General features: G+C 68.0%; 19 protein-coding genes. 12 read left to right on the top strand and 7 right to left on the bottom strand.

Going from position 1 to position 16,515, the window contains the following annotated elements; all coding sequences use genetic code 11:
• The first annotated feature begins 10 nt into the window (after positions 1-10).
• The 8 genes from rpsD to ACIBG5_RS16115 all read left to right on the top strand — a co-directional run bounded on the left by rpsD (position 11) and on the right by ACIBG5_RS16115 (position 6,854).
• Positions 11-619 carry a 30S ribosomal protein S4 gene (rpsD, locus tag ACIBG5_RS16150; RefSeq protein ID WP_131360977.1) on the top strand — a complete coding sequence of 203 codons (609 nt, stop codon included), beginning with the start codon at positions 11-13 and terminating at the stop codon, positions 617-619.
• Between the two features lie 104 nt (positions 620-723).
• On the top strand, positions 724-1,749 hold the full coding sequence (locus ACIBG5_RS16145) for a DNA-directed RNA polymerase subunit alpha (protein WP_131360975.1): 1,026 nt from the start codon (positions 724-726) through the stop codon (positions 1,747-1,749).
• 57 nt (positions 1,750-1,806) lie between these two features.
• Complete coding sequence (rplQ, locus tag ACIBG5_RS16140; protein ID WP_396392316.1) at positions 1,807-2,337, top strand: 50S ribosomal protein L17; 531 nt, start codon at positions 1,807-1,809, stop codon at positions 2,335-2,337.
• Between the two features lie 64 nt (positions 2,338-2,401).
• Positions 2,402-3,214 (top strand): tRNA pseudouridine(38-40) synthase TruA, encoded by an 813-nt coding sequence (gene truA, locus ACIBG5_RS16135; RefSeq protein ID WP_396392315.1) that lies wholly within the window; start codon positions 2,402-2,404, stop codon positions 3,212-3,214.
• Positions 3,207-3,821, top strand: a complete 615-nt coding sequence (locus tag ACIBG5_RS16130; RefSeq protein ID WP_396392314.1) for a class I SAM-dependent methyltransferase — start codon at positions 3,207-3,209, stop codon at positions 3,819-3,821. Before truA ends, ACIBG5_RS16130 begins: the two co-directional genes overlap by 8 nt.
• Positions 3,822-3,837: 16 nt before the next feature.
• The gene (locus ACIBG5_RS16125) at positions 3,838-4,359 is read left to right on the top strand and encodes a SigE family RNA polymerase sigma factor (RefSeq protein ID WP_396392313.1); all 522 of its coding nucleotides are present in this window, start codon (positions 3,838-3,840) and stop codon (positions 4,357-4,359) included.
• Positions 4,352-5,125, top strand: a complete 774-nt coding sequence (locus ACIBG5_RS16120; protein ID WP_396392312.1) for a hypothetical protein — start codon at positions 4,352-4,354, stop codon at positions 5,123-5,125. Before ACIBG5_RS16125 ends, ACIBG5_RS16120 begins: the two co-directional genes overlap by 8 nt.
• Positions 5,126-5,171: 46 nt before the next feature.
• On the top strand, positions 5,172-6,854 hold the full coding sequence (locus ACIBG5_RS16115; protein ID WP_396392311.1) for an ABC-F family ATP-binding cassette domain-containing protein: 1,683 nt from the start codon (positions 5,172-5,174) through the stop codon (positions 6,852-6,854).
• Here ACIBG5_RS16115 and ACIBG5_RS16110 read toward each other — a convergent pair.
• Both ACIBG5_RS16110 and ACIBG5_RS16105 read right to left on the bottom strand, forming a co-directional pair.
• Positions 6,851-7,834: a hypothetical protein gene (locus ACIBG5_RS16110; RefSeq protein WP_396392310.1), complete on the bottom strand. Its 984-nt coding sequence runs from the start codon at positions 7,832-7,834 to the stop codon at positions 6,851-6,853. The genes ACIBG5_RS16115 and ACIBG5_RS16110 overlap by 4 nt on opposite strands.
• Entirely contained in the window at positions 7,831-8,379 is a 549-nt protein-coding gene (locus ACIBG5_RS16105) for a TetR/AcrR family transcriptional regulator (RefSeq protein WP_396392309.1), read from the bottom strand. Before ACIBG5_RS16105 ends, ACIBG5_RS16110 begins: the two co-directional genes overlap by 4 nt.
• A 117-nt stretch (positions 8,380-8,496) precedes the next feature.
• Between ACIBG5_RS16105 and ACIBG5_RS16100 the strand changes: the two genes are divergently transcribed.
• Positions 8,497-8,952 carry a nuclear transport factor 2 family protein gene (locus ACIBG5_RS16100; RefSeq protein WP_396392308.1) on the top strand — a complete coding sequence of 152 codons (456 nt, stop codon included), beginning with the start codon at positions 8,497-8,499 and terminating at the stop codon, positions 8,950-8,952.
• Positions 8,953-9,029: 77 nt separating this feature from the next.
• On the opposite strand, the gene ACIBG5_RS16095 is transcribed toward ACIBG5_RS16100, so the two are convergent.
• Both ACIBG5_RS16095 and ACIBG5_RS16090 read right to left on the bottom strand, forming a co-directional pair.
• Positions 9,030-9,488, bottom strand: a complete 459-nt coding sequence (locus ACIBG5_RS16095; RefSeq protein WP_360446627.1) for a DoxX family protein — start codon at positions 9,486-9,488, stop codon at positions 9,030-9,032.
• A 313-nt stretch (positions 9,489-9,801) separates the two neighbouring features.
• Positions 9,802-11,088, bottom strand: a complete 1,287-nt coding sequence (locus tag ACIBG5_RS16090) for a citrate synthase (RefSeq protein WP_238162916.1) — start codon at positions 11,086-11,088, stop codon at positions 9,802-9,804.
• Positions 11,089-11,365: 277 nt separating this feature from the next.
• Here ACIBG5_RS16090 and rplM point away from each other — a divergent pair, with 277 nt between their 5' ends.
• Genes rplM through glmM form a run of 3 tightly spaced genes read left to right on the top strand, consistent with a single transcriptional unit; the run spans position 11,366 to position 13,720 of the window.
• Positions 11,366-11,809 (top strand): 50S ribosomal protein L13, encoded by a 444-nt coding sequence (gene rplM, locus ACIBG5_RS16085; protein ID WP_360446622.1) that lies wholly within the window; start codon positions 11,366-11,368, stop codon positions 11,807-11,809.
• Between the two features lie 35 nt (positions 11,810-11,844).
• Positions 11,845-12,366 carry a 30S ribosomal protein S9 gene (rpsI, locus tag ACIBG5_RS16080; RefSeq protein WP_131360939.1) on the top strand — a complete coding sequence of 174 codons (522 nt, stop codon included), beginning with the start codon at positions 11,845-11,847 and terminating at the stop codon, positions 12,364-12,366.
• Between the two features lie 7 nt (positions 12,367-12,373).
• Entirely contained in the window at positions 12,374-13,720 is a 1,347-nt protein-coding gene (gene glmM / locus ACIBG5_RS16075) for a phosphoglucosamine mutase (protein ID WP_396392307.1), read from the top strand.
• A gap of 92 nt (positions 13,721-13,812) precedes the next feature.
• On the opposite strand, the gene ACIBG5_RS16070 is transcribed toward glmM, so the two are convergent.
• Genes ACIBG5_RS16070 through ACIBG5_RS16060 form a run of 3 tightly spaced genes read right to left on the bottom strand, consistent with a single transcriptional unit; the run spans position 13,813 to position 16,510 of the window.
• On the bottom strand, positions 13,813-14,913 hold the full coding sequence (locus ACIBG5_RS16070; RefSeq protein ID WP_396392306.1) for a Gfo/Idh/MocA family protein: 1,101 nt from the start codon (positions 14,911-14,913) through the stop codon (positions 13,813-13,815).
• Complete coding sequence (locus ACIBG5_RS16065) at positions 14,906-15,682, bottom strand: ThuA domain-containing protein (protein WP_360446619.1); 777 nt, start codon at positions 15,680-15,682, stop codon at positions 14,906-14,908. The genes ACIBG5_RS16070 and ACIBG5_RS16065 overlap by 8 nt, the downstream gene beginning before the upstream one ends.
• Before the next feature lie 27 nt (positions 15,683-15,709).
• Positions 15,710-16,510, bottom strand: a complete 801-nt coding sequence (locus ACIBG5_RS16060; protein ID WP_396392305.1) for a carbohydrate ABC transporter permease — start codon at positions 16,508-16,510, stop codon at positions 15,710-15,712.
• Between the last annotated feature and the right edge of the window lie 5 nt (positions 16,511-16,515).

Raw genomic sequence — 16,515 nt, 5'->3', positions numbered from 1 at the left:
GGTAGCGAACATGGCCCGTTACACCGGACCGATGACCAAGAAGTCGCGCCGTCTCGGGGTCGACCTCGTCGGTGGCGACAAGGCGTTCGAGCGCCGTCCGTACCCGCCGGGTATGCACGGCCGCGGCCGTCCCAAGGAGAGCGAGTACCTGCTCCAGCTGCGCGAGAAGCAGAAGGCCCGCTTCTCGTACGGCGTCCTGGAGAAGCAGTTCCGCCGGTACTACGAGGAGGCCTCGCGGCGCTCCGGCAAGACCGGTGACAACCTGCTGATCATCCTGGAGTCCCGGCTGGACAACGTGGTCTACCGCTCCGGCCTGGCCCGGACCCGGCGGCAGGCCCGTCAGCTCGTCGTACACGGTCACTTCACCGTGAACGGCGTCAAGGTGAACATCCCGTCGTACCGGGTGGCTGCCCACGACATCATCGATGTCAAGGCGAAGTCGGCCGAGACGACCCCGTTCATCATCGCCCGGGAGACGCACTCCGAGCGCGTCGTCCCGGCGTGGCTCGAGGTGATGCCCGAGAGGCTGCGGATCCTCGTCCACCAGCTGCCGACCCGGCAGCAGATCGACACCCAGGTCGCCGAGCACCTGATCGTCGAGCTCTACTCGAAGAACTGATCTCAGTCCCGCCGGCGGTCTGGTGGCCGCCGGCGGGACCGGTTCTGTGCTTCACCCATCGCGACCTCAAATAGTGGTCGTCGCGACAGACAAGGAAAACCACAGTGCTTATCGCACAACGCCCCACCCTGACCGAAGAGGTCGTCGGCGAGCACCGCTCGCGGTTCGTGATCGAGCCGCTCGAGCCGGGCTTCGGCTACACCCTCGGCAACTCGATCCGCCGGACCCTGCTGTCCTCCATCCCCGGTGCCGCCGTGACCAGCATCAAGGTCGACGGTGTCCTGCACGAGTTCTCGACCGTCGCCGGGGTCAAGGAAGACGCCACCCAGCTGATCTTGAACCTCAAGGACCTGGTCGTCTCCTCCGAGCACGACGAGCCGGTCACCATGTACCTGCGCAAGCAGGGCCCTGGTGACGTCACCGCCGCCGACATCGCGCCGCCGGCCGGTGTCGAGGTGCACAACCCGGACCTGAAGATCGCCACCCTGAACGAGAAGGGCCGGCTCGAGATGGAGCTGGTCGTCGAGCGGGGCCGTGGTTACGTCTCCGCGATCCAGAACAAGTCCGCCGACGCCGAGATCGGCCGCATGCCGGTCGACTCGATCTACTCGCCGGTGCTCAAGGTCACCTACAAGGTCGAGGCGACCCGTGTCGAGCAGCGCACCGACTTCGACCGGCTGGTCGTCGACGTCGAGACCAAGCCGTCGATGCTGCCCCGCGACGCCGTCGCGTCGGCCGGTAAGACGCTGGTCGAGCTGTTCGGCCTGGCCCGCGAGCTCAACGTCGAGGCCGAGGGCATCGACATCGGCCCGTCGCCGGTGGACGAGCAGATGGCCGCCGACCTGGCACTGCCGGTCGAGGACCTGCAGCTGACCGTCCGGTCGTACAACTGCCTCAAGCGCGAGGGCATCCACACCGTGGGTGAGCTGATCTCGCGCAGCGAGCAGGACCTGCTGGACATCCGCAACTTCGGCTCCAAGTCGATCGACGAGGTCAAGCTGAAGCTGGCCGAGATGGGCCTGTCGCTGAAGGACTCGCCTCCTGGCTTCGACCTGCGTGCGGCCGCCGAGGCCTACGGCACCGAGGCCGAGGACGAGGACGAGAGCTTCGCCGAGACCGAGCAGTACTGAGCTACCGAGCCCAACCCACCCCGGGTCCGAGCGGGCCTGAGATTCCTGGAGTAAGAGATGCCAACCCCCACCAAGGGTGCCCGGCTGGGCGGCAGCCCGGCGCACGAGAAGCTGATCCTCAGCAACCTCGCGACGTCGCTGTTCGAGCACGGCGCCATCACCACCACCGCGGCCAAGGCCAAGCGCCTGCAGCCGCTGGCGGAGTCGATGATCACCAAGGCGAAGCGTGGTGACCTGAACGCGCGCCGCCAGGTGATGAAGCGGATCAAGGACAAGAGCGTCGTGCACGTGCTCTTCACCGAGATCGGCGAGCGGTACGCCGACCGTCCGGGCGGCTACACCCGGATCACCAAGCTCGGGCCGCGCAAGGGCGACAACGCCCCGATGGTGAAGATCGAGCTGGTCGAGGCGCTGGCCGACTCGCCGAAGGCCAAGAAGACCGCGAAGAAGGCCCCGGCCAAGAAGGCGGCGGCGAAGCAGGCTGTCGCCGAGGACAAGGCCGACGACAAGGTCGACGACGAGGCCAAGGTCCAGGACGTCGTGGACGAGAAGGTCCAGGACGAGACTCCGGAGACCGAGGACAAGTAACACCCAGCACTGCACAGCGCCCCTCACCGCACGGTGAGGGGCGCTGTTTGCGTTAGATTGCCGTGTGCGCTGGCGGATCGACCTCAAGTACGACGGAACGGCCTTCCACGGCTGGGCCCGGCAGGAGGGTCTCCGGACCGTGCAAGGAGCTCTGGAAGAGGCGCTCCGGGTCGTCCTCCGGCTGCCCGAGCCGCTGACGGTCACCTGCGCCGGCCGGACGGACACCGGCGTCCACGCCCGCGGTCAGGTCGCCCATGTGGACGTCGAAGGCGCTGTAGAGCCGCTCAGGCTCCTCAGAGGCCTCAATGGCGTCCTACCCGAGGATGTAGCTGTCACGGCCGTCACAGCCGCTCCAGACGGCTTTGACGCCCGTTTCTCCGCGCTGGCCCGTCGCTACGTGTACCGGCTCTGTGACGATCCGGCCGGATGGGACCCGCTGACCCGCGGGCATGTACTGCGGGTCGGCCGCCCGATGGACGTGGTCCGGATGAACGCCGCCGCGGCCGGTCTGCTCGGCGAGCACGACTTCGCCGCGTTCTGCAAGAAGCGCGAAGGCGCCAGCACAGTGCGCGCCTTACTGGAGTTCTCCTGGCAACGCACCGCCGTGGGACGGCTGGAAGGCACGGTGATCGCCGACGCCTTCTGCCACTCGATGGTCCGGGCTCTGGTCGGCTCCATGATCCCTGTTGGTGACGGACGCCGTGACATCGACTGGCCGGCCGCCGTACTGGCCGGCAAGGTCCGGGACTCGGCCGTATCGGTGCTGCCCGCGCACGGCCTCACACTGGAGGAAGTGCGCTACCCGGCGGATGACGAGTTGGCCGCACGGGCGCTGCAGGCCCGCCAAGTGAGGGGAGAGGTGCACCAGCGTGGCTGACCACTACTTCTCGGCAGAGCCCGGTTCCGCGGACGTACGACGTACTGTCGAGGCGCGGATCTGGGGTCGCGAGTACACCTTCACGACCGCGACCGGTGTGTTCTCCCGGGACCGCTTGGACATCGGTACGGCGGTATTGCTGCGCGAGGTGGACCCTCCGGCCGGTTCCGGGACGTTTCTCGACCTGGGGACCGGCTACGGCCCGATCGCCTGTGCCATTGCGGTGGAGGCACCCGAGGCGCAGGTGTGGGCGGTCGACGTGAACACCCGGGCGCTGGAGCTGACCGCGGAGAACGCCAAGGCCGCAGGGGTTGCGGACCGCGTGCACCCGGTGCTGCCGGACGGAGTACCCGCGGAGGTGCGGTTCGACGAGATCTGGTCGAATCCGGCGATCCACATCGGCAAAGCGGAGTTGCACAAGATGCTGCTGCTCTGGCTGGGCCGTCTTGCCCCCGGTGGCGTGGCACGCTTCGTCGTCGGCAAGAACCTGGGCGGTGACTCGTTGCAGCGCTGGCTGACCGAGCAGGGCTATCCCTGCGACCGGACCGGCAGCGCGAAGGGGTTCCGGGTACTGCGTGCAACGAACGCGGGCCCGTCGCCGTCCTGAGGGTATGGAGGCAGCCTTGGCGGCAGCAGAGGCACGGACGAGCCCGATCGAGTTCGAGCTCTGGGTCACCGAGAAGGCAGACGCGCTGCTGCGGTTCGCGTACGTCCTGACCGGGGACAAGGCCCTGGCCGAGGACGCCGTCCAGGATGCCCTGACGACAGCCTGCGCCCGGTGGAGCCGGGTCAGCAGGGCCGACGACCCCGAGGCGTACGTGAAGCGAATGGTGGTGAACGCACACATCTCGTGGTGGCGCCGGTTCCGCCGCCGGGAGGCACCGTCGCCCGACCCGATCCGGACCGCACCGTCCGCCTCGGACGGTGCGACCGCGCGCGCCGAGTCCGATGCGGTCTGGGCACTGTGCGCGACGCTGCCGGACAAGCAGCGGGCAGCCGTCGTACTGCGGTTCTACGAGGAGCTCTCGTACGCCGAGATCGGTGCGCTGCTGCACTGCGCGGAGGCGACCGCCCGATCGCACGTACACCGAGCACTGGCCGCACTGAAAACCACGCTGAGCAAGGAAGGAGCCGAGGATGCCTGAGCACGACCCTGAGCAGGAGCTCGGCCCCAAGATCTCCTCAGCGTTCCAGAACAAGGCCGACGCCAGTGAGCTGACTGGCAGCGGGATGGCGAGGGAAGCGCGCCGGCGCGTCCGGAAAAGGCGCCAGACACTCACCATGGCCGCGGCGGCGGCCGTGGTGGCAATAGCCATCGGCGGTGTGTGGAACGCGGTGGGCAACGAGGTGCCGACCGCATCGAACGCCAGCGACACTGGCGGGAAGGAGGCGGCCGGATCCGGCGCCGCTCCAAGCCGGCCGAGCCCAGGCATCCTGCCGAACAAGGAGGATGCGGCCTGTCCGCCCGACCACCCGATCCTGAAGGCCGGCGGTCACAACACAGTCCCGGCCGGGACCGGCCTGGACCTGGCAACGCCGGTGACCGGACTGCAGGCGTGCCGCTACCGCCTCACGCCCGACGCGACCGGACTGCTCGGGCAGCAGCGGTTCAACGCGGACGTGGCGCAGCAGGTGGTCGACGCGATCAAGGTGCTGCCGGAGCGCAACCCGTCCTTGCCGGTCTTCAAGTGCACTCCACAGTCGGCCCAGCCGTCCGAGGCGATCGTGCTGCGCTTCGACACCGCTGACGGCGTCCGTGAGGTGTGGGTCGAGTACGACGGCTGTGACTCGGCCGGCTTCTTCACCGGCACCCACACCTACGGCCTGTTCGCCGCTCCCCTCAAGCTGTTCATGGTCGATTCGGTCAGACCGACCGGAGGCACCTTCCTGAGCGCTCTCGGGGACTGGTGACGATAAGGGTTCGCCTGTCGGTGGGTACGACGGTCAGACTGGTGGGATGGGCCACGTAGATGTCGCCGGGATCGGTTACGAACTGCCGGACGGGCGGGTGTTGCTGGACGACATCACGTTCCGGGTGGCCGACGGGGCCAAGGTCGCGCTGGTCGGGGCGAACGGTTCCGGCAAGACCACGCTGACCAGGATCATCGCGGGCGACCTGAAGCCGCACTCCGGCAGCATCGCGCGGTCCGGCGGGCTCGGCGTGATGCGCCAGTTCGTCGGCTCGGTGCGCGACTCGTCGACCGTGCGCGACCTGCTGCTCGGTGTCGCACCGCAGGCGATCCAGGACGCCGCGGCCAAGCTGGACAAGGCCGAGCTGACGATGATGGACGCCGACGACGAGAAGACCCAGCTGAAGTACGCGCAGGCGGTGTCCGACTGGGGTGAGGTCGGCGGGTACGACGCCGAGGTCCTGTGGGACGTCTGTACGACGGCCGCCCTCGGCGTACCGTTCGACCGCTGTCGCTGGCGTGAGGTGAAGACGCTGTCCGGCGGTGAGCAGAAGCGCCTGGTGCTGGAGGCCCTGCTGCGCGGTCCGGACCAGGTCCTGATGCTCGACGAGCCGGACAACTACCTCGACGTACCGGGCAAGCGCTGGCTGGAGGAGCAGCTCCGCGGCACCGACAAGACCGTGCTCTACATCAGCCACGACCGCGAGCTGCTGGCCAACACCGCCACCCAGATCGTCACCGTCGAGCTGGGAGCCGCCGGCAACACCGCCTGGACACACGGCGGCGGGTTCCGGACGTACCACGAGGCCCGGCAGCACCGGTTCGAACGGTTCGAGGAGCTGCGCAAGCGCTGGGACGAGGAGCACGCGAAGCTCCGCGCGCTGATGCTCATGTACAAGCAGAAGGCGGCGTACAACTCCGACATGGCGTCGCGCTACCGGGCCGCGCAGACGCGGCTGCGCAGGTTCGAGGAGGCCGGTCCGCCGCAGGCGCTGCCACGCGAGCAGAAGGTCAGCATGCGGCTGACCGGTGGCCGCACCGGCAAGCGTGCGGTGGTGTGCAGCGCGTTGGAGCTCACGGGCCTGATGAAGCCCTTCGACCTGGAGGTCTGGTACGGCGAACGCGTCGCCGTGCTGGGGTCCAACGGGTCCGGGAAGTCGCACTTCCTCCGGCTGCTCGCCAACGGTGGCTCCGACCCGGACATCGAGCACCAGCCGATCGGCGACGTGCAGATCGCTCCGGTCGCGCACACCGGCAAGGCCAAGCTCGGTGCCCGCGTCCGGCCGGGATGGTTCGCGCAGACGCACGAGCACCCGGAGCTGGTCGGCCGGACGTTGCTGGAGATCCTGCACCGGGGCGACGAGCACCGGGAGGGGATGGGCCGCGAGCTGGCGTCGCGGAAGCTGGACCGGTACGAGCTGGCGCACGCGGCCGAGCAGACGTTCGACAGCCTGTCCGGCGGTCAGCAGGCGCGGTTCCAGATCCTGCTGCTCGAGCTGTCCGGTGCGACGCTGCTCCTGCTCGACGAGCCGACCGACAACCTGGACGTCGAGTCCGCCGAGGCGCTGGAGGAAGGCCTGGACTCCTTCGACGGCACGGTGCTGGCGGTCACCCACGACCGCTGGTTCGCCCGCGGTTTCGACCGCCACCTCGTCTTCGGTGCCGACGGCACCGTCTACGAGTCCGACGAACCGGTGTGGGACGAGGGCCGGGTAGAACGCGCCCGCTAAGGCGCTGTGGACCAGCCGTCGCGGTAGGCGGCCCAGTTGGCCGGGGTGGCGGTGAAGTCGACGTACATGGCCAGACCGAAGTTCTGACGGTCCGAGGTGCCCAGTCCTAGCCGGGCGCCTCGGACTGCGGCCTCGACGGTCTCCGCATGGCCCCAGTGCGACGGATTGCTCTCCCAGTACGCCGGGAGGCCCATGAGCAGGTCGGTGGACGCGGGAGTCACCTCCAGCGCGAGCTTGGTCTGCTTGGCGACATAGCCGCCGTACAAAGACTTCAGTGGCATGGCGGTGTCGTAGGACATCACGGCGATCTGCTCGACCCGGCGCGAGACCTCACCGAAGTACTCCTGCGACCACCGCTTGTCGATCGGGATCCTATGGAGCTGCCAGAGCGGGTCGATCTGGGCAGCCGCGACGGACAGAGGTACTCCGAGGGCACGGGTTGCATCCAGCACCGCGAGAAAGCCCTTGGAGCCGGACTTCACCGGCTCGAAGTCGTAGTGGATGCCCTGAAAGCCCTGGTCCAGAACAGCTTTCGCCGACGCGACCACTCGGGTGCGCACCGCAGCGTCGTCCAGATCCATCCCCGGGTCCTTCCCCGGCTGTACGACGTCCCCGAGCCACGCCTGCACGCGTACGTCGGGAGCCGCGGTCCGCACCGCCTCCGTGAACCAGCGGGCCTTCGGTGAGACCTTGGCCAACGGCAGTGAGCCGTCGTGCTCCAGCGGACCGGTGTGGACGTAGAGATCCCGGATGCCTGTGCCCTTCAGTTGCTGGGCCAACGCGGTGACATCGGCCGCCGTCTTGCGTCCGTCGACCCAGGCATGGCCGAGCCACAGAGCGTCGTGGTTCCGCGTCCGCGTGTCGGCTGCGGGCTCACCGACGTACTGCAGGCGCAATGACACCGGGTACGCCGACAGCAGTAGGACCAGCGCCAGCGCGATGACCACCAGGACCCGGCGCCTCCGCGACCAGCGCCTCACGAACAAGGCTTCAGGCCGTCATAGACCAGGACAAGCATCCGATCGCGCACCTCCGGCGTCAGCCCGACCGCCGTCGCACCGCGTGAGGCCCCGATCAGCAGGGCATACACCTCAGCGAACTGCGCGTCCGCCCGCACTGCGCCGCTGCTCTGAGCCCGGGCGAGCAGCTTGTCGAAGGCCTCGCGCATGCCGGCCCCCGCCTCCCGCACACCCGTGCCGACGGCCGGTCCGGCAGCGATCAGCGCCTCGCCGATCGCCAACTTCGTCGCCGACTCCGCCACGACCTGGCTGAAGAACCCGAAGAACGCAGGCCCGGGATCGTCGCTCGCGGCCAGCTCCAGTGCCCGGTCGCGCAGCCGCTCCAGCCGCAACGCCAGCACCGCCTCGAGCAGATCGACCTTGGTCGGGAAATGCCGGAACACGGTCGCGATGCCGACACCGGCCAGCTTCGCGACGTCGTCGGTGGACGCGTTCGGCGACCGGCCGAACACCTCGTCCGCCGCGGTCATGATCCGGGCCCGGTTGTCCCGCGCGTCTGCTCGCACCCTGCTCCCTTTCCTTGCCTTCAGCCTAGGAGACGCCGCCCGGCGACCGGGGGTTGTAAACGAAGTCGCAACTTCGTATATTCGGAGTCAACACTCCATTTAAGCGTGAGGACAGTGATGACACCCGAAGAGATCTTCCTGAAGCTGGTGCACGGCGTCGCCGACCGGGATTTCGCCGCGCTCCCCGAGCTGTACGCCGAGCAGACCGACGTACGCCATCCGATGAACCCGTTCGGTGACCACCCGCTGCGGTCCCGGGAGGAGCTGCGGCAGCACTTCGGCGGCCTCGGTCCGAAGGTGATGGAGGCGGTGCGGTTCCAGCCGGAGAACATCCGGGTCCACCAGACCACCGACCCCGAGGTGATCGTCGCCGAGTTCGACTACGCCGGCACGGTGCTGGCGACCGGGGAGCCGTACCGCACGCCGTGCATCTTCGTACTGCGGATCCGCGACGGCCTGATCGTCGAGTCTCGCGACTACATCGACCATGTCACGAACATCCGGGCCCGCGGTCAGTCCGAAGCACTGATAGCAACTCTGCGGGAACCGGCCGGCTCCCCCGCCGCGTCGTAGTCCGCAGAGGCGCCGGATGGCCCCGGACCGAGGCAACTGAGCCCGCCCGGGGCCATCTCCAACTCTCAGACGCCCTTTCACACCCGCAGCCGTACTGGCGAGGCGGCCAGAGCCTTCGCAGCGATCACCAGGCCGGCAGCCGCCAGCACGATGTCCTTCAGTACGTACTGCGCCTCCAGCGTCGGAGCACCCGGGAACAGGTCGCTGAAGAACAGCACCAGCGGCGACATGATCCCGACCAGCGAGAACCCGAGCACCAGCAGCCCGGTGCGCAGGAACCGGCCGGAGACCAGCGTCAGTCCGATGAAGCACTCCATCACCGCGGTCAGCAGCACCGCGGAGCGGCCGTGGATGACGCCGAGAGTCAGAGTGTCGATGGTCCGCATCACCAGCGCCTCCGCCGGGCTCGCACCCGGGAAGAACTTCAGTACGCCGAAGATGAGAAAGATCAGTCCGAGACTGACCCGCAGGATGTCGACACTCTGCCGGCCGAGCCAGTCGGCCAGTCGATTTCCCTTGTACAGCAAGGCATTCATGGTGGTCTCCCTGTCGTGTTCGATGTCACGAACAGACTCCCGAAAACCACCCACCTACCGCGTCGGGCAGCCGAGGACACTTCCGCTACCCCAGCCGCGGTAGGCCTCAGGGTGACCCTGAGGCCTGGGGGAGTAGGTCACTCGAGCCGGCGGCCGTCCAGCTTCAGCCGTCGTACCGTGGTCTCGGCGAAGCGGCCCCGGTCCCGCACGCCGGGGTACGACGCGACGGTCACGGTACGCCGTTCGATCCGTGGAGGCCGGAGATGGGACAGCCCTCGACCCGGGGGCCGAGGGCTGTGCGGTGGTGCAGAGGTCAGCGGTCGCCGATGGGGACGTACTGGACGCCACGTTCGCCGGTATAGATCTGCTTGGGCCGGGCGATCTTCTGGTCGCCGTCGCCGAGCATCTCCAGCCACTGGGCCAGCCAGCCCGACGTCCGCGGGATCGCGAACAGGACGGTGAACATCTCTGGCGGGAACTGCAGGGCCTCGTAGATCAGGCCGGAGTAGAAGTCGACGTTCGGGTAGAGCTTGCGGGAGACGAAGTACTCGTCCTCCAGCGCGATCTTCTCCAGTTCGACGGCGATCTTCAGCAACGGGTTGATCCCGGTCACCTCGAACACGTCGTCGGCGGCCTTCTTGATGATCTTGGCCCGCGGGTCGTAGTTCTTGTAGACCCGGTGGCCGAAGCCCATCAGCCGCTCGTCGCCGTTCTTGACGCCCTCGATGAACGACGGGACGTGATCGACCGAGCCGATCCGGCGGAGCATCTTCAGGACCGCCTCGTTGGCGCCGCCGTGCAGCGGGCCGTAGAGCGCACCGATGCCGCCGGCAACGGCCGTGTACGGGTCGACCTGGGTGGAGCCGATCGCCCGGACCGCGTTGGTGGAGGCGTTCTGCTCGTGGTCGGCGTGCAGGATGAACAGGATCTCCAGCGCCCGCACCAGCCGGTCGTCGGCGGCGTACTTGGGCTCGCTCATCTTGAACAGCATGGACAGGAAGTTCGCCGTGTAGCTCAGCTCGTTGTCCGGGTACACGTACGGCTTGCCCTGGGCGTGCCGGAACGCGAAGGCACCCAGCGTCGGCATCTTCGCGATCAGCCGCCGGATCTGCAGCGCCCGCGACTCCTCGTCGAAGATGTTGCGCGACTCGGGGTAGAAGGTGGACAGTGCGCCGACCGAGGCCAGCAGCATGCCCATCGGGTGGGCGTCGTACCGGAACCCCTGCATGAAGGTCTTCAGGTTCTCGTGCACGAACGTGTGATACGTCACGTCGTGCGCCCAGGCCTCGTACTCCGCCTTGTTCGGCAGCTTGCCGTTCACCAGCAGGTAGGCCACCTCGAGGTAGTTCGACTGCTCGGCGAGCTGCTCGATCGGGTAGCCGCGGTACTCGAGGATGCCCTTGTCGCCGTCGATGAAGGTGACGGAGGAGCGGCAGGAGGCGGTGTTGACGAATCCCGGGTCGTAGGTGGCCAGGCCACCGTCGCCGTCGGTGGCGCTGATCTTCTTGAGGTCGGCGGCACGGATTGTGCCATCGGTGATGGCAAGGTCGAAGTCCTTGCCGGTCCGGTTGTCCCGGACGGTGAGCGACTGTTCGGTCACAATGCCCTCTTCGGAAGCTGGCGTCATCGCCTGGTGAGTGAGGGTTATCGTCAGCCGGCGGGACGCGGGTTCGGACTTGATTCTTCACGGCTAAACTAGTGCTGTCCTCGACTCCTTCCAAGCCGGGGTCTCCTGCGGGTCTGGGCTCGCTTTGACCCCAGGGTGCCGACGCCGGTATTCTGGGCTGCTGTTGTGCGTTCCAGGTCCTTGCCACGTCGGCGGACCGCTCGCCGACGTCCCAGTTTTGTCAACCTCTGAGAAACGAAGGTCAACGACCGTGCGCACGTACAGCCCGAAGCCTGCTGACGTCATCCGTGAGTGGCACGTGATCGACGCCACCGACGTCACGCTCGGTCGGCTCGCCGTCCAGATCGCCACCCTGCTGCGCGGCAAGCACAAGCCGACGTTCGCGCCGCACGTGGACGGCGGCGACTTCGTCGTCGTCATCAACGCCTCCAAGGTCGCCCTGTCCGGCACCAAGCGGACGGACAAGCTGGCCTACCGCCACTCGGGTCACCCGGGTGGTCTGACGGCCACGCCGATCGGCGAGATCCTCGACAAGGACCCTCGCAAGGCCGTCGAGAAGGCTGTCTGGGGCATGCTGCCGAAGAACCGCCTGAGCCGGAAGCTGCTCACCAAGCTGAAGGTGTACGCCGGTCCGGAGCACCCGCACACCGCCCAGCAGCCGAAGCCGTTCGAGATCACCCAGATCGCCCAGTAAGCGATCGACGAGCCAGGTAAACGAGGAATTTCAGCGTGAGCGACATCACCACCGAGACCGAAGAGTTCGACGCCGAGGTCCCCATCGACAACGAGGGCCCGGTCGCCTACACCTCCGAGACGAACCCGACTCCGGAGCAGCGCGCCGAGACGGGTCGCGTCGCGGTGATCAACCCGGCCGCGGCCACCGGTCGCCGCAAGGAGGCCGTCGCCCGCGTCCGCCTGGTGCCCGGCACGGGACAGTGGACCGTCAACGGCAAGCCGCTGGACGTCTACTTCCCGAACAAGGTGCACCAGCAGCACGTGAACGAGCCGTTCGTCGTCGCGGGCCTGGAGGGCTCGTACGACGTGATCGCCCGGATCAACGGCGGTGGCATCACCGGCCAGGCCGGTGCGCTGCAGCTCGGCGTGGCCCGCTGCCTGAACGCGGCGGACCTCGAGGCGAACCGCCCGGGGCTGAAGAAGGCCGGCCTGCTGACCCGCGACGCGCGGATCAAGGAGCGCAAGAAGGCCGGACTCAAGAAGGCCCGTAAGGCGCCTCAGTACAGCAAGCGCTGATCACCTGATGGGGCGTTTGTTCGGCACGGACGGAGTCCGTGGCCTGGCGAACGTGGACCTGACCGCGGAGCTGGCGCTCGACCTCTCGGTCGCGGCAGCTCACGTACTCGGCGAGGCCGGTGCCTTCGAAGGGCACCGGCCACGCGCCGTTGTGGGGCGGGATCCACGCGCCAGTGGTGAGTTCCTGGAAGCCGCGGTGGTGGCCGGTCTGGCCAGCGCCGGCGTCGACGTGGTCAAGCTCGGCGTACTGCCGACTCCGGCCGTGGCGTACCTGACCGGCTCGACCGGCGCCGACCTCGGCGTGATGCTGTCCGCCAGCCACAACCCGATGCCGGACAACGGCATCAAGTTCCTGGCCCGCGGCGGGATCAAGCTCGACGACGTGATCGAGGACGCGATCGAGGCCCGGATGAACGAGCAGTGGCAGCGCCCGACCGGCGCGGCCGTCGGCCGGGTGCTCGAGGACGGCCAGGGCTTCGAGACCTATGTCTCGCATCTGGTCCGCTCCGCGCCGAACCGGTTCGACGGCATCAAGGTCGTCATCGACTGTGCCAACGGTGCCGCGTCGCAGACCGCGCCGGAGGCATTGCGCCGGCTCGGCGCCGAGGTGATCACGTACGCCGCCGCACCCGACGGCCTGAACATCAATCTGGACTGCGGATCCACCCACCTGGAGGGTCTGCAGCGCGAGGTGCTCGGTCACCGTGCCGACCTCGGCATCGCCCTCGACGGTGACGCCGACCGGTGCCTGGCCGTGGACGCCAACGGCGAGCTCGTGGACGGCGACCAGATCCTCGCGATCCTGGCCCTGGCCATGCGCGACAGCGGCCGGTTGTCGAACGACACCGTGGTCGCCACCGTGATGAGCAACCTGGGCTTCGTCCAGGCGATGGTCCGGGAGCGGATCGCGGTCGAGCAGACCAAGGTCGGCGACCGGTACGTGCTCGAGGCAATGAAAGCGGGCGGTCACAAGCTCGGCGGCGAGCAGTCCGGGCATGTGATCCTGTCCGACCACGCCACCACCGGCGACGGCACGCTGACCGCGGTCATGCTGCTCGCCCGGCTCGCCCAGACCGGCAAGTCCCTGAGCGATCTGGCCGGCGCGATGACCCGCCTGCCGCAGGTCCTGGTCAACGTGAAGAACGTCGACAAGACCCGCGCCGGCACGGACCTGGCTGTCCAGACGGCGGTGGCCGAAGCCACCAACCGCCTGGGCGACACCGGTCGCGTCCTGCTCCGCCCGTCCGGCACCGAGCCCCTGGTCCGGGTCATGGTCGAGGCCGAGTCGTCCGACGCGGCCCACGAGATCGCCCACTCCCTCGCCGACGTAGTGGCCACGTCTCTCAAGCTCTGAGCTGCTTGAACACCATCTGGCGACCTTGAACAGGAAATACCCTGTTCAAGGCCGCCGGTTCTTGTTCAAGGCCGCGAGTTGTGGTGGCCGGATCAGTCGGAGGGTGGGGTCAGGCCGACCGTCTTGAGGACGGTGGGCCAGCTTTCCAGGGTTGTCCGGAGCCGGGCGTCCTGGACTGTCGTCAGGGCTTCGGCGTACGCGGACTCCAGGACGTCGGCGACGCGGACCGGCGTACCTAGGGAGGCTGAGCGTACGGCGGCCTCCACCATGGCGACGCTGATGACGTTGGAGTGCACCTCGGACTGCGGGATCGTGGAGCCGCGGACCGCGTCGACGAACTCGACCAGGGATCCGGCGATCTGCTCCGGGTCGTCCACGAGGACGGCCGGCAGCGATTCGCCGGAGGCGAGTTCGGCGACGGGCGGGTTGTCTCCGTCCCAGGTCGCCGTACCGTCGCGGCCGCTCGCCCGCCAGCGACCGTTCCACGACGTCTCCAGACCGGGCGCGCACCAGCTGCCGGTGAAGGCGAAGCGAGTTCCGTTGGCGAAGGCAAACACCGCGCTGGCGGCCGCGTTGCCGTCGAACCAGCTCCACTCCGGGTTGTACGACTCGCAGTACACCGTCACCGGCTCGGAGCCGATCAGCTTACGGGCCAGGTCGAACTGGTGGATCGCCATGTCGACCAGCAGCGGTTCGGCCATCCGCTCCCGGAAGCCGCTGAAGTGCGGGGCCTTGAAGAACTCGCACGACAGTGAACCGATGGTGCCGAGCTCGGCGATCTGGCGGCCGAACGCGGACGCGGCCCGGAAGTAGCGGCGGGACTGCGAAACCATCAGCAGCTTCCCGCTGACCTCCGACGCCGCGACCATCGCCAGGCATTCGCGGACCGACTCGGCCAGCGGCTTCTCGCACAGCACGGGAAGCCCACGCAGCAAGGCATCCACGCTGACCTTCGGATGCGCGAGCGGCACGGTCACGTCGATCACCGCATCGGCCCCGTCGGCCAGTTCGCCGATCGAGGTCGCCACCGGAAGGTCGCCGTACCCGTGCTCGTCGGCGGCCGCCCGGGCAACGTCGACGTCCAGGTCGACCAGGCCGATCAGTACGACGTCAGGGTTCTCCGAGATCGTGCGAAGCCAGGCCCGGCCCATGCCGCCGGCGCCGACCTGAAGCAGTCGCAGGGGTTCAGGCATCCGCGGGCTCCTCGATCGGGCCCTTGTAGCCCTGGCCGTTGAAGAAGTCGCCGGTCTCGTAGCGCAGCAGCGTCGGGACCGCCCGCTCCGGCCGGTCGGTCATCGCCCAGGCGACGCCGTTCGCGATGACCTTGCGGACGTCCTTGTGATGGTAGACCGGGAAGTCCTGGTCGCCGGGGGAGAAGTAGAAGATCTTGCCGTGCCCGCGGCGGAACGTGCAGCCGGAGCGGAACACCTCACCGCCGGAGAACGACGAGACGAAGATCAGTTCGTCCGGCACCGGGATGTCGAAGAACTCGCCGTACATCTCCTGCTGCTCGATCTCGATCGGGTGCGGCACGCCCTGCGCGATCGGGTGCGTCGGGTTCACCGTCCAGACCAGTTCGCGGTCCCGCTCGCTGCGCCAGCGCAACGTGCACGAGGTCCCCATCAGCTTGCCGAAGATCTTCGACCAGTGCCCGGAGTGCAGCACGACCAGGCCCATCCCCGACAGCACGTGCTGGTAGACGCGCTCGACCACCTTGTCGTCGACCTCGCCGTGGGCCGCGTGACCCCACCAGACCAGTACGTCGGTGTCGGCCAGCACCTCCTCGGTCAGGCCGTGCTCGGGTTCGTCCAGCGTGGTCGTGCCGACCTTGGCGGCGTCGCCGAGGTTCTCCGCGATGCCGGCCGCGATCGTGCTGTGCATGCCGTCGGGGTAGATCTCGGCGACGTGCGGCTCGACCTGCTCGTGCCGGTTCTCGCCCCAGACGAGTACGCGAATCGTCATAGTGTGAAAGTCCTTGTCCGTAAGGGGTTATTTGACGGCTCCGCCGATGGCGCCGGCGGCGATGTACTTCTGCGCGGCGACCAGCAGCACGATGGCCGGGATCGCCGAGAGCACCGCGGTCGCCATCACCGCGTTCCAGTTCTGCACCTGGGTGCCGAGGTACTGGTAGATCCCGAGCGTCACCGGTCGCACGCCGCCCTTGGTGGTCAGCGTCAGCGCGAAGAGGAAATCGCTCCAGGAGAAGAGGAAACTGAACAGTCCCGCGGTGATCAGGGAGTTCTTGCTGATCGGCAGCACGATCGCGACGAACGCCCGGAACAGCCCGGCGCCGTCCACCCGCGCGGCCTCCACCAGCGACGGCGGCAGCGACAGCATGAACGAGCGCAGGATCAGGATCGCGAACGGGATACCGCTGGCGCAGTTCGCCACGATCAGGCCCGGGATCGAGTTCAGCAGCCCGATCCGTTCGTAGGCCGTGTAGAGCGCGTTGGCGATCACGATGCCCGGGATCATCTGCGAGATCAGGATCGCCAGCAGCCCGACCGACACCCAGCGGGACCGGAACTGTGAGAGCGCGTAGGCGCACGGGGTGGCGATGGCCAGGCTGAGTACGACGGTCCCGGTCGCGATGATCAGACTGGTGACGAGGTTGCCGCCCTGCTCGTCGAGAGCGCGTTTGTAGCCGGCGAACGTCGGGTGCAGCGGCAGGAAGCCCGCGGTCAGGGTGTTGCCGGACGGCTGAAGCGAGGCGTTGAGCATCCAGTAGACCGGGAACAGCATCACAGCAAGGATGAGAACACCGATGACGGTGTACGCCGTACGTCGCATGCTGC

The organism is Kribbella sp. NPDC050241, assembly GCF_044459685.1.
In the GTDB taxonomy this organism is placed as follows: domain Bacteria; phylum Actinomycetota; class Actinomycetes; order Propionibacteriales; family Kribbellaceae; genus Kribbella.
The sequence above is the reverse complement of the archived record's forward strand: the minus strand, read 5'-3'. Positions and strand labels throughout refer to the sequence as shown.